Raw genomic sequence first — 11,980 nt, 5'->3', positions numbered from 1 at the left:
GGGGGGGGGGCTGAGCAGGGCAGGGCAAATTTTGTCTCAGACATGCTTAAGACGCTCATGAGCATCGCTGTGGTCTAAAACCTGTAAGATTCATATAATGATTTATAATTAGTCACTATTATGACGGATGCAGATCATGCCACCCTTTCGTTTTCACTGTGGTGCATAGGCAATCTCGGTAACCTGGCCGTACTCAGGGTCAGGCCGAGAGTGGACTTCGAAGACGATGCCCTTGTCTCCATTTTTTGCGTAGGAGGGGGCGTGTTGTCCATGTTTAGGAGTTGCCGCCATTGAGATGACAGAATTGCGGGTCTGATTGACGCATACGAGTGTGCCATCGGCTCTCGCCATGACGGATATTTCGTCGCCTACAGTGGTAAGATCTACGTTATCTCCCAGTAGAACAAGCCACGACGCGGTGTCAATCAGGCTACGTTTGCCGTTCTCTGTGGTCTCAAAAATGATCCCCGCTTCTTTGAAAGCGATGCGTAGATCCTCCAGGACGCGACGTGTCGGTATGCTAGATTCGGACTCAAATCGCATGATCGTCGCACGTCCGACTTTTGCCCGTTTCGCGAGATCGTCCTGGCTCCAGCCCCGCAGGTTCCGGGCTGCACGGCAGTCGCGACTGAACAGCGGAAGATCCGAAAAACTCTGGGGCGATTTGCGCATGGTGTCTCCGGAAACGGTAGTTTTTGTCTCACCCAGAAATTTATTTCTGGATTATTACGTTAAGATGATCAAATATGTATCACTATTGAGTAGGCGCAGCAACCGTTTATTGGCTCAGCCATGCTTTCGGCATTTCTGATGCGGCGCATCCTTGCGAGTTAGGGAGGTAACAATGGTCGGCGAAAAAAATAGGAAGACGCATAGCTGGAAACAGTCTGGTGTGACCCCTGGGGGCCGTGGATTGCTCCGCTACCCAGCCGCTGCAGACTATATTGGCCTTGCTGAAGGAACCCTTCGCAATCAGGTCGACACTCTCGGGATACGGTCTATCAAAATCGGCCGGAGGCGATGTTTTCGTATCGAGGACCTTGATGATTTTATCGAGCGAAAACTCTACGAGACTGAGTTGATGGGACGGAGAAAAAGGCGGCGCAATAGCGGCGAGAGTTATCTTCCGGAGACCAAAACGGAGGTGTGGTTACTCATCACTGTCCTGATAACCCTCACGCTGGCCAGTCTATACTGGAATGCTTTCTGACCAACACATGGACTTATGACGTCTTCGACTTGGTGCTTTCCTCATAAGCTAATGCTTTTGCGGCCAGATCTTCCGTGCGGGGCTGATAATATCGGTCAAGGGATTTGATATCCTTGTGGCCCGTCACGCGGCGGAGTTCGAGAGGGTTTGTGTAAATCCTTGCGAGACGGCTTGTCGCTTCGTGCCGGAGATCATGAAACGTGAGGTCGTGAAGGCCACCTTTCTTTGTCATTCGTCCGAACCGGACGGAGAAGGCGTTTTTGCTTCCGACATCGAAAATGAGATCGTCCGGTCGAATGGATGCGCGTTGTGCCTGAAGTGTACGAAGTAAGCGAGCTGCGCCCGGTGTCAGTGGACGAACCTCTGGGCCTCGCTCGACGGCGCGATGCATCGTTTTCGTTCTGGCGAATGACAGGGCATGACGCTTGAAATCGACGTCGCACCAACGGAGCGTTAGGGCCTCTTCCCGTCGTGTTCCCTGTTCGATAGCAAACTGGATAAATGCAACATCATCCGGCCAGGGCGATTGGGCCATGATGCCCATCAGGCGATCGTATTCGTCGTCAATGAGGCGCCGGTTTCTCTTTTTGTCCGCTCCGGTAGGGCGTTTGACCGCCGTTGCTGCGGCCGGATTCTTCGCGAAGGGAACGTCCCATTCTGCGATGGCATGCTGGCAGATCGCGGCGAGTAGGTTAAGGCGTTTGACGACTGTAGCGCCGCTATATTTCTCGGCCAGGCGATCCCGGAAGCCGCGAACTGCCGTCGAGGTCAGGTCGGCCAGTGCCAACCGTGCGATCTCGTCCTGAAGAATGGCTGGGATGTGACCCTTGCGATCATTGTCCCGTGTCTGCATTTCCTCACGCACATAGCGGTCGACCAGTTCATGGACGGTCTGGCGTTCCAGCGGACGCGTATCTTGAAACTGCCCAAGCTCCAGTTTGGCGGAGGTGGTATCCAGCCAGCGTCGGGCCAGTTTGGCTGAGGAGAAGGTCTGATGAATTCTTTCGCCGCCTGCAATACGCTTGCGGGCCCGATACTGGCCCTTACCGCGATACTCCACGCCTGCGGGAAGAGGGCGGCCAGTCGCAGGATCGATTTTAGCAGAAGTGATTCGGTCTTTCATAGTGATGAGCCTCGCTTGGGCCCAGCATAGCCTTATCATGGGCCCATTGGGACCACGCGCTTATCGTCTTTTTTGGCAGTGGGCCCGAGGTGGGCCCAAAAACGATCAATCATTTCGCTATATGACTGCTAAGTCATTGGAAATATTGGTGTCCCATAGGGGATTCGAACCCCTGTTGCCGCCGTGAGAGGGCAGTGTCCTAGGCCTCTAGACGAATGGGACCAGAGCGAGGGCGTTAATAGAAGAGGCCCTCTGGGTTTGCAAGTATTATTTTACAGTTTTTGTGAAAGCAAAGGGCCTAGTGCCGCGCCGCCAAAAAGGTGGACGTGGAAGTGAGGAACTTCTTGGCCTGAATTGGCGCCGGAGTTGCTGATAAGGCGAAAACCGTCTTTCGTCAGACCCTCTGCTTCAGCCACTTTTGCGACCGCTCTCCAGAAGCCAGTAATGTCATCGGCTGACGCTGTCGCACTGAAATCCGCAATGGAGACATATGGCCCTTTGGGGATGACCAGCACATGGATAGGTGCTTGTGGTGCGATGTCGTGGAAGGCCAGCGCGTAGTCGTCTTCGTAAACCGTGCGGGACGGGATCTCCTTACGGAGGATGCGCGCAAAGATATTACTGTGGTCGTACGTCATGGCTTTGTCCCTTAACCAAGCTTTTCCTTGGGGCGCGATGCTTTTTCGGCAATCCCGCTCGTGCCTTCGCGACGCTTCAGCTCTGCCCAGACGTCTTCCGGGGAAACGCCCGCGTCCACCCACATGACGATCAGGTGGTACAGAACGTCGGCACTTTCACCGACGAGTTCCTTGCGATTGCCATTGACGGCTTCGATCAGACACTCAACAGCTTCTTCACCGAATTTCTGGGCGATCTTGTTGCGACCACGGGCCATCAGACGCGCTGAATGGCTCAGCGTCGGGTCTGTGCCGCGACGGGACTGAACGGTCTCGAACAGGCGCTCCAGCACGTGCTCTCTGGCCGGTGTCGTTTTGCGCTCTTCCGGCTTTGCTGCTTTTGCCATTGCCTTATTCTCCAAGTCTGACCGGAAGGCCGGCCTCATTCAGTGCCTGTTTGACGTCCCCAACGCGGAACTGTCCGAAATGGAAGACGCTGGCGGCTAACAGGCCGCTTGCGCCAACCTGCGCGCCTTCAACAAAATGATGCAATTCGCCAACGCCGCCGGATGCAACCACAGGGATGGTCACGGTACCACAGACCGCTCTGAGCAGATCCAGATCGAAACCGGACTTCGTGCCATCACGGTCCATACTGGTGAGCAGGATTTCTCCTGCGCCCAGATCCTGCATCTTTTTGGCCCATTCCACCGCATCCAGACCAGTGGGTTCGCGGCCGCCCTTCGCATAGACTTCCCAGCCACCCCGAGCATTCGACCGTGCATCAATCGCCACGACCACGCACTGGCTGCCAAAGCGTTGCGAGGCTTCGCGGATCAGTTCCGGACGCGTGATCGCGGCTGAATTCACGGCACATTTATCAGCACCTGCCAGAAGCAGGCGGCGCATATCCTCACAGGTGCGAACACCTCCGCCGACAGTCAGGGGGAGGCAGATGGCTTCAGCCGTGCGGCGGACGACATCCAGAATGGTATCGCGGTTTTCGACGCTGGCCGTGATGTCCAAAAATGTCAGCTCATCAGCACCGGCAGCATCGTAAAGCTTGGCTTGCTCTACCGGGTCACCTGCATCACGCAGGGAGACGAAATTCACACCTTTGACGACGCGGCCGTCCTTGACGTCAAGGCAGGGAATGACGCGGAGTTTCAGCATGAACCGAGTACGTCCAGGGCGTCCTTGAGGGAAATACGCCCATCATACAGCGCCCGGCCGACGATGGCGCCGGAAATGCCCGGTACGTCGCGGGCAATAGTGCGTAGGTCCCGAAGATGGTCGAGGGTGCCGACGCCACCGCTCGCAATGACGGGAATGGAGAGGCGGCGCGCCATGTCTGCCGTCTGTTCGAGATCAAGCCCGGCCAGCATCCCGTCGCGGGTGATTTCCGTGAAGATGATGGCAGCAACACCTGCATCTTCCATACGGAGTGCCAGATCGTTGGCTTCAAGTTCCGAAACTTCTGCCCAGCCTTCTGTTGCAACGCGGCCCTGACGGGCGTCAATCCCAGCAACAATCTGGCCCGGAAAGGCGCGTGCGGCCTGTCGGACCAGTTCCGGGTCTTTTACCGCCACGGAACCGAGGATGATGCGAGAGACGCCTGCTTCCAGCCAGCGCTCAATGGCTGCCATGTCGCGGATGCCGCCACCAAGCTGGACTGGCAGACCAGTAGCTTTCACGATGGATTCAATAGCTGGCACATTCGTCGATTTGCCAGCGAAAGCACCATTGAGGTCAACGACGTGCAGATGGCGGCAGCCTGCTTCTTCAAACAGCTTGGCCTGTGCCGCAGGGTCGTCGGAATAGTGAGTGGCATCTTCCATTTCGCCACGGCGAAGCCGGACGCAGGCGCCGTCTTTCAGGTCGATGGCGGGGTAGAGCATCAGACCCTGATGGCTTTTGGTGGTCTCGGAGGAAACAGGCGCGCCGCCGGCATCCGGTGCAGCAATGCTGGACTGCCAGCGGGCCGCTTCATGTTCACCGGCGAGTAGTTTGGAGAAGAAAAGTCCGCGCACCGTCTGGCCTCCGATCCGTGCATAATAGGGATGGGTGCCCCAGTGCTCAAAACCGAGCGACCGGAACAGCCCGATGGCAGCAGCATGCGTTTCACGCACGTCGCAGTTGATAACTTTGCTACCCATGGCTTTTGCGCCCTGGATCATAGCCTGAATCAAAGCGCGCCCCAGTCCTCGCCCTCGGGCGTAGGGTGCAACAAAGAAGCCTGTCAGATTGACTGTGGCGGCATGGGCTTCATAGCTTGAAGGCGGACGCACAAGCTGTCCCGCACCGCAAATGATGCCGTCTTCGCGCAGCACATACAGGCTGCGTTCCTGCACCAGAAGCAGGCCTTCAAAATAACGCTCCAGAGCCTGATTTCCGGGCGGCTGGAGCCAGCCGAAACCGCCGCCATCCAGAATGCCCGCCGTTACAGCCTCGCAGAGCGCTTCCATGTCATCGGGCGAGAGGGATGAAACGACCCGTTCGCAAACAACGGTCATGACGTCCACCTCAGAAAGTTGCCCATGATGGTCAGGCCAACAGTCTGGCTTTTTTCGACGTGAAACTGTGTTCCGCACCGGTTACCGCGCGCAACAATGGCGGGGACCGAATTTCCGTACTGTGCGGTCGCCACCAGTTCGTCTTCATGCCCGTCATGCAAGGCATAGGAATGAACAAAATAGCCGTGCATTTCGGGCTCCAGGCCTTGCGTCAGCAAATGTGCGCCCGGTTTGAAATCAAGCGTGTTCCAGCCCATGTGGGGCAGGCGCAGACCTGCGCTGGCGGCTTCATCCATGCGACGGATATTGCCTGAAATCCAGCCCAGGCCCTCGGTACGGCCATGCTCCAGGCCATATTCACTCATGAGCTGCATGCCCACACAGATGCCAAGGAAAGGCGTGCCTTTAGCCGTTGCAGTCTCAAGAGTATTGCGAAGATCCGGCCCGAGGCCTGCGGCACAATCGGCAAATGCGCCCTGACCCGGCAGGATCAGGCGATCGGCATTCAGGATGGCTTCCGCATCGCGCGTAATGGTGACGTCTGCGTCAAGTCCACGCAATGCCGCAGCCTTTTTGGCGGCCTGAGCGGCCGATGCAAGATTGCCACCATTATAGTCAATTACGACGACGCGCATGGGAACTCCGGGGGGCTAACAGGTGATGTGTGCCGGTCCGCCCAGCGGATCAGCGCAATGTCCTTGCTTGGAGCAGGGATTGGCAGGCCCATCTGGCGGCCATTGAGGCGCATTTCCCACAGACGGATTTCTGCTGTGAACGTGGCAAGGACCGCATGCATGCCTACGATAATCGCAATGTCCCAGCGTGAAGCAATAAAGACATGCAGCAAGATGGACACGGCCGCGGCAAGAAGTCCGGAGATCCAGGCGCCATAAGTGAGAAGGCCCAGCCATCCAAAAAACATGACACGCCAGGAAAAACCGTTCTGCACCATGACAGGCAAACCCAGCGGCCGCGATGAGGCGGGGTCCGTACAGGGCGTGAAAAGCTTCACAGGACGCCTTTGGTGGAGGGAATGGCGCCCGCCGCACGGGGGTCCATCGAGACGGCAACGCGTAGGGCCCGGGCCACGGCCTTGAAGCCGCTTTCTGCAATATGGTGAGCGTTTGTTCCTGCCTTGCAGGTCAGGTGCAGCGCGATGTGCGCAGACATCGCAAAAGCACGGAAGAATTCTTCAAAAAGCTCGGTATCCATCGTGCCGATTTTCTCGCGTGGGAAAACCACGTTCCATGCCAGATAGGGGCGGCCGGAAATATCCACCACGGCTTCGCACAGGGCTTCGTCCAGCGGCACCAGTGCATGACCGAAGCGCTCGATGCCGCGCTTGTCCCCGATCGCCTGACGGAAAGCCTGCCCAAACACGATGCCAACATCTTCGACCGTATGGTGCCCGTCAATGTGCAGATCACCCTTGGCGAGCAATTCCAGATCGAAGCCGCCATGTTTGGCGAGTGCCGTCAGCATATGGTCGAAAAAGCCGATGCCACTGTCCACGGTTGAGCGTCCCTGCCCATCAAGAGACAGGGCAAGGGTGATATCGGTTTCGCTTGTCGCGCGGTGCAGACGGGCGTGACGGGGTTCGGTCATGGTGGTTCTGCTACACCAGCGGGAGGGTTATTTCCACGCTGTCCCTGAGATAAAGGATGAAAAAGAAGGGTCCTAGAGTGCCGCAGAATGGGAAGACTGTCACCTGTCTTCAAGAGTTTGGGCGAGACTCTGTCGCCCCCTTGGCGGATGAGGCTGATCGCGCCATATCTGAACCATGGCACATCATCACTCCTCCCTCGACTTCCTTCTCTCCCGCGCCTCGACCGATAACCTCGTTGAGCCGACCCCCAAGGGCGAGCAGCTTCGCAATATCCTGTCTGCAGGTTTACGAGCGCCGGATCATGGCCGGATGCGACCGTGGCGCTACACGGTCATCAAAGGAAAGCATCGGGAGGCCTTTGCCCAGGTGGTGCTGGAAGCCATGGAACGGCAGGAGCCTGATGCTCCATCTGCCAAGAAGGAAAAGCGACGGGATCGTTTCTCCAACATGCCCATGGTTATTGCGCTGGGGATGCATATTGTTCCTGATGGCAAGATCCCGGTCATCGAGCAGGAAATGTCCGTGGCTGCCGGTGCGATGAATGTTCTTAACGCGTTGCATGCCGAAGGCTTTGGCGGGGTTTGGGTTACGGGACCTTTCTGCGAAGACCGTGCGCTTCTCGAATCGCTGGGATTAAAAGATCCGCATCGTCTTGCGGGCTTTCTGTTCGTCGGAACGCCGGAAAAGCCGGTCGAGGGGCGTAAGCGCCCGGACATCGAAAATTATATGGCAGTCTGGAAAGGCGAGCCCATTACATTCGATGCAGACGCAGGCTGAACAGAATGCGGTATGATGTGATTGTTGCGGGTGGCGGCCCGGTTGGTCTGGCTTGTGGCATTTCTCTTGCCCGGGATGGCCGCAGGGTCTGTGTCATTGAGCGCTCGCCAGTATCTGTTCTGGCTGATCCGCCTTTTGACGGGCGAGAAATTGCTCTGACGCATCACGCCGCGAACTGGCTGAAAGATGCAGGAGCCTGGGCTGAGATTCCAGCAACGTCCATCTGCCCCATGCACACGGCCCGCATTGAAACTGGCACGGCTGGCAGCCCGCCGCTTTTGTTTGATGCGCCAGCCGATGGCCCTGATGCACTTGGATATCTTGTTGCCAATCATCTGATCCGCCGGGCGCTGTATCGTGTGGCAGAGCGGACACCGGGCCTCGAAATCCGCGCCGGGGAAGGGATTGAGACGGCACGACATAACGCGCAGTCCGCTTCTGTAACACTGACAGATGGTACGGAACTGACTGCCGATCTTCTGGTCGGAGCAGATGGACGCTTCTCGCGATTGCGCGACAATGCGGGCATTGGTGCAATCGTTCATGATTTTGGCCGGAGCATTCTGGTCTGTCGGATGCATCATCCAGAAAGCCACGCTCATACCGCGCTTCAGTGGTTTGACGAGGGACAGACAATTGCCCTTTTGCCAATAGCTCCTGACGGGCGTGAAGGGGCTTCGTCCTCGCTCGTTCTAACCTTGGAAAACGATGAAATTGCGCGCCTGAAGACGCTCGACGCCGACGCATTCAACGCCGAGATCACGGAGCGGACGCAGGGACGTATGGGGCCCATGGAGCTGGAGAGCCCGCGGTGCTCCTATCCCTTGAAAGCGGTCTATGCTCATCGCTTTCATGCGCCGCGTTTTGCCTTGATCGGGGATGCTGCCGTGGGGATGCATCCTATTACGGCGCATGGCTTCAATCTGGGTCTTAAAGGCCAGGAAACGCTCGCGCGTGCCATCGCTGATGGACCTGGAGATGCGGGGGCACCCATCGTGCTTTCAAAGTTCGCCCGGATGCATCGTATGGCGACGGCGCCCCTGTTTGCTGCAACCAATGCGATCGCGACAGTTTATACGCGTGACGAGACGCCATTTCTGGCTGCCAGAAAGTTGGGCCTGGCCGTTGCCAACCGTCTTCTTCCCTTCAAGTCAGCTGTGACAAGCATGCTGATGGATCGTAATTCCTGAGTACCCTGCGGAGCCCGTATGAAAGCCTTCGGACACACCCGTGCGACCCGCATCGAAGAAACAGATGCGCTCGTGGAATTGAATATCCCGACCCCTGAGCCGGGCCCGCGGGATGTTGTTGTCGAGGTTTCGGCTGTTTCCGTGAACCCGGTTGATACAAAGCTCCGATCTGTCGCTCCTCCAGAAGGAGAGGCGCGCGTTCTGGGTTACGATGCCGTAGGCCGGGTTGTGGCAACGGGTGGTCAGGTTCGCGGGTTTCGTGCGGGTGATCGTGTCTTCTACGCTGGCAGTAATCTGAGGCAGGGCAGTAATGCCCGCTTTCAGGCAGTGGATGAGCGCCTTGTTGCATGTGCCCCGCAAAGCCTGACGGATGTTGAAGCTGCGGCTCTGCCTCTGACTGCTTTAACGGCCTGGGAGCTGCTATTTGACCGTCTGGGTCTCACGGCCGGGCAAATGGAAAGCCCGGATGCGCTTCTGATTGTCGGCGGGGCGGGAGGCGTCGGGTCCATTCTCACGCAGATCGCGCGTCGCCTAACCGGCCTGAAGGTCATTGCAACTGCATCCCGGCCTGAGACCGTGGAATGGTGCAAATCCATGGGTGCACATCATGTCATCGATCACCGTCGACCGCTTGATCAGGAGCTCGCCCGTATTGGTCTTCCGCATGTGCAATATGTGGCCGGTTTGACGGCAACCGGGCAGCACAAGGATGCGATTGTTCGCGCGTTGGCCCCGCAGGGTGCGCTGGCGATGATCGATGATCCGGGCGAATTTGACATTATGCCTTTCAAGCGGAAATCACTGTCAGTCCATTGGGAATACATGTTTGCGCGCCCAGCTTTCAATACGCCGGACATGGCTGTGCAAGGGCGTATTCTTGGGCAGATTGCATCGCTGGTTGACGCTGGATTGCTCCGCACAACTCTCCATCAGACCCTGGGCCCTATTACGCTGGAAAATCTACGCCTTGCGCATGAAATTCTGGAGAGTGGCAAAGGAATTGGGAAAGTCGTGCTGTCAGGCTTCCCGGACTAAAATTTGCTGTCACGCTGTAAGTTTGGCTTCCAGCATCTCGCGCTCTGCATCCTCTAGAAAGTCCATCAGGAGGGGGAGGACGGAAACGGTCAGGCGCAAATCTTTCTTGGCCAGAGCGCTGATGGTTGCGAGAGAGACAGGCTGAGACAATGCGGCGCGTGCGAAGCTCAGCGTCGGTCCGTTCAAAATGTCGTCTGATACAGCGGTATTTTCAAACGGCCGCAACTGAAAGATCTCGGCGTCTTTGAAAGTCTGACTGTCTGACGGAACGCTCCCGTCTAGACTCTCAGAAGTTACGCTCAGGAAAAAATTGTTGCCCGTCTGGCGTAACGCCACAGACCGGTGCTCGGCTGTGGAAACCGTATCGTAAGATAAAAAATCGAGCAGGTGTGGATTACCATCAGGGTTGATTGATGCCGGGTTGCCATCTGTTCCGATAGTAGTGAGAAAAACTCTGGAAGTAGCTTCGCCGATCCTGATTGCAAGAAGCGGACGGTCTATCGGCGATTTGTCCGCTATTTCCAGTTTCGTGTCTCTGACGCAGATACAATTTCCTTCATGGGACCAGACTGAAAATACATGCAGTGTCGGTACCGACGGCGGAAGAGGTGTCAGTTGGTCTGAACTGGGTAGAGCATCAAGAACACGCGCGTATCTTTGTCGTATGACGCTGCGTACCCAATCTTGCATCGCGTTAGTTTTATCTCGGGTGCTCGGACCGTATATGTCACCGCGATTGGCTTCCACGATGCCATGTGGATCAGGTCGAACGTTATTGTCGCTCTGTGAACGATCTTTCGTAATGTCTGACGTATCTGAGGACACTGTATCCTGAGTTACGGCATTGACGTAACGATATGGTGCAACATCAAAATAATCCACATTAGACCATTCTCCGCTCCAGCATCTGGGGCGGACAAAAGACTTAGCGGGACCGTTTATGCTGCTTTCAGATTTATGGTGCGCGCCAGTGTGGAAGGTGGCCACGTCGGGCTTCGTAATATGGCCTGAGTAACCGTAATCGCGCCAATTGACTCCGATTGCGCCAACATCGCCACCCATCTCATCTAGGAATTGATGGAGAGTGTTGTGGGTTGGGAGCAACGCGTATTCGCCAACACCCAGAAAGCCGACCCAGTCGAATTCGTCTCTAAGATGTTCAAGAGCTTCTGCATGGATTTTTCGCTGTCTCTCCGTATGAGAACCGCCGGCACTCTCGATGCGATAAAGGCGGATATCGTGCACACAGGCCGCATCTGCAACAATGCGATCGGTACCGTCTTTTGAGCCGTCATCAAAGACGATGATGGTATCTACGCCAAGACTGACATACCAGCCGAGCCACCAGAGGATATCAGAGACCTCATCGCGGACGATGGCAACAACGGCAACTTTCATACGGGGCTAATTTCGACTCAGTTGAAGTGGGTACGTAAGAGCGGTGTGGGTGAAATACACAGAAGGATAAAGCCAAAAATGGCCATGACCTTCAGGATGAAGAACACCATATGCTGGCATACTTCTCCATTCGTGGCCATCATCATGAAGGGGTCCGGTGGGGGAAGAGTAGCGTTTGGATCTGTCTGCAAGCGCTCAAGGCTGGAATTACGCTGATTGGCGTATTCTGCTCTGCGGCGAGCCATCTCAGTGCTGGAAATATCAGCTTTGCCGTAGAGGTGAACAAGATAGTTCTCGAGGTCTTCCCGCCGATACGCGGGCTTCCCATTCGGCATATGACCGCGCTCTGGGCCTGTTCCGAGCATGGAAAGCAGTCTCAAACGGCGCAGTGACAATCCCAGATAAGTAGCAGCTTCGTTGACGGCGAGCATACGTGCCCGAATGGGCAGATGGAAAAGCTGCCCAGAGCTGTTCTGTTCGGAAATATGTGATGGGGGCATGGTCTGTGTCC

At 56.5% G+C, this 11,980-nt stretch carries 14 protein-coding genes and 1 tRNA gene; 3 read left to right on the top strand and 12 right to left on the bottom strand.

Features of this window, described 5'->3' with window-relative positions:
• Positions 1–153 precede the first annotated feature (153 nt).
• The 10 genes from R5H23_RS12935 to hisB form a co-directional block, all read right to left on the bottom strand.
• The gene (locus tag R5H23_RS12935) at positions 154–672 is read right to left on the bottom strand and encodes a helix-turn-helix transcriptional regulator (protein ID WP_317215672.1); all 519 of its coding nucleotides are present in this window, start codon (positions 670–672) and stop codon (positions 154–156) included.
• A gap of 551 nt (positions 673–1,223) precedes the next feature.
• Entirely contained in the window at positions 1,224–2,333 is a 1,110-nt protein-coding gene (locus R5H23_RS12925) for a site-specific integrase (RefSeq protein ID WP_317215669.1), read from the bottom strand.
• Between the two features lie 146 nt (positions 2,334–2,479).
• Positions 2,480–2,555, bottom strand: a tRNA-Glu gene (locus R5H23_RS12920).
• A 50-nt stretch (positions 2,556–2,605) separates the two neighbouring features.
• On the bottom strand, positions 2,606–2,971 hold the full coding sequence (locus R5H23_RS12915; protein WP_211510688.1) for a histidine triad nucleotide-binding protein: 366 nt from the start codon (positions 2,969–2,971) through the stop codon (positions 2,606–2,608).
• A gap of 11 nt (positions 2,972–2,982) precedes the next feature.
• Positions 2,983–3,357 carry a phosphoribosyl-ATP diphosphatase gene (locus tag R5H23_RS12910; RefSeq protein WP_211496724.1) on the bottom strand — a complete coding sequence of 125 codons (375 nt, stop codon included), beginning with the start codon at positions 3,355–3,357 and terminating at the stop codon, positions 2,983–2,985.
• Between the two features lie 4 nt (positions 3,358–3,361).
• Positions 3,362–4,123, bottom strand: coding sequence for an imidazole glycerol phosphate synthase subunit HisF (hisF, locus tag R5H23_RS12905; RefSeq protein ID WP_211498556.1), 762 nt, complete (start codon positions 4,121–4,123; stop codon positions 3,362–3,364).
• Entirely contained in the window at positions 4,117–5,463 is a 1,347-nt protein-coding gene (gene hisA / locus R5H23_RS12900) for a 1-(5-phosphoribosyl)-5-[(5-phosphoribosylamino)methylideneamino]imidazole-4-carboxamide isomerase (RefSeq protein ID WP_211496723.1), read from the bottom strand. Before hisA ends, hisF begins: the two co-directional genes overlap by 7 nt.
• On the bottom strand, positions 5,460–6,098 hold the full coding sequence (hisH, locus tag R5H23_RS12895; RefSeq protein ID WP_317215667.1) for an imidazole glycerol phosphate synthase subunit HisH: 639 nt from the start codon (positions 6,096–6,098) through the stop codon (positions 5,460–5,462). The genes hisA and hisH overlap by 4 nt, the downstream gene beginning before the upstream one ends.
• The gene (locus R5H23_RS12890; RefSeq protein ID WP_317215665.1) at positions 6,083–6,475 is read right to left on the bottom strand and encodes a hypothetical protein; all 393 of its coding nucleotides are present in this window, start codon (positions 6,473–6,475) and stop codon (positions 6,083–6,085) included. The genes hisH and R5H23_RS12890 overlap by 16 nt, the downstream gene beginning before the upstream one ends.
• Positions 6,472–7,068 carry an imidazoleglycerol-phosphate dehydratase HisB gene (gene hisB, locus R5H23_RS12885; RefSeq protein WP_046901095.1) on the bottom strand — a complete coding sequence of 199 codons (597 nt, stop codon included), beginning with the start codon at positions 7,066–7,068 and terminating at the stop codon, positions 6,472–6,474. The genes R5H23_RS12890 and hisB overlap by 4 nt, the downstream gene beginning before the upstream one ends.
• 175 nt (positions 7,069–7,243) lie before the next feature.
• Between hisB and R5H23_RS12880 the strand changes: the two genes are divergently transcribed.
• The 3 genes from R5H23_RS12880 to R5H23_RS12870 are packed head-to-tail and all read left to right on the top strand — an operon-like array spanning position 7,244 to position 10,071.
• Positions 7,244–7,846, top strand: coding sequence for a nitroreductase (locus tag R5H23_RS12880; protein ID WP_317215663.1), 603 nt, complete (start codon positions 7,244–7,246; stop codon positions 7,844–7,846).
• A 5-nt stretch (positions 7,847–7,851) separates the two neighbouring features.
• On the top strand, positions 7,852–9,036 hold the full coding sequence (gene ubiM / locus R5H23_RS12875; RefSeq protein WP_317215661.1) for a 5-demethoxyubiquinol-8 5-hydroxylase UbiM: 1,185 nt from the start codon (positions 7,852–7,854) through the stop codon (positions 9,034–9,036).
• 18 nt (positions 9,037–9,054) lie between these two features.
• On the top strand, positions 9,055–10,071 hold the full coding sequence (locus R5H23_RS12870; protein ID WP_086632838.1) for a zinc-binding alcohol dehydrogenase family protein: 1,017 nt from the start codon (positions 9,055–9,057) through the stop codon (positions 10,069–10,071).
• Between the two features lie 9 nt (positions 10,072–10,080).
• On the opposite strand, the gene R5H23_RS12865 is transcribed toward R5H23_RS12870, so the two are convergent.
• Positions 10,081–11,469, bottom strand: coding sequence for a glycosyltransferase family 2 protein (locus R5H23_RS12865; RefSeq protein ID WP_317215659.1), 1,389 nt, complete (start codon positions 11,467–11,469; stop codon positions 10,081–10,083).
• A gap of 17 nt (positions 11,470–11,486) precedes the next feature.
• Positions 11,487–11,969, bottom strand: a complete 483-nt coding sequence (locus R5H23_RS12860) for a hypothetical protein (RefSeq protein ID WP_317215658.1) — start codon at positions 11,967–11,969, stop codon at positions 11,487–11,489.
• Positions 11,970–11,980: the final 11 nt, after the last annotated feature.

It is taken from the genome of Gluconobacter sp. GP1 (assembly GCF_032913585.1).
GTDB classification, from domain to species: domain Bacteria; phylum Pseudomonadota; class Alphaproteobacteria; order Acetobacterales; family Acetobacteraceae; genus Gluconobacter; species Gluconobacter cerinus.
The sequence above is the reverse complement of the archived record's forward strand: the minus strand, read 5'-3'. Positions and strand labels throughout refer to the sequence as shown.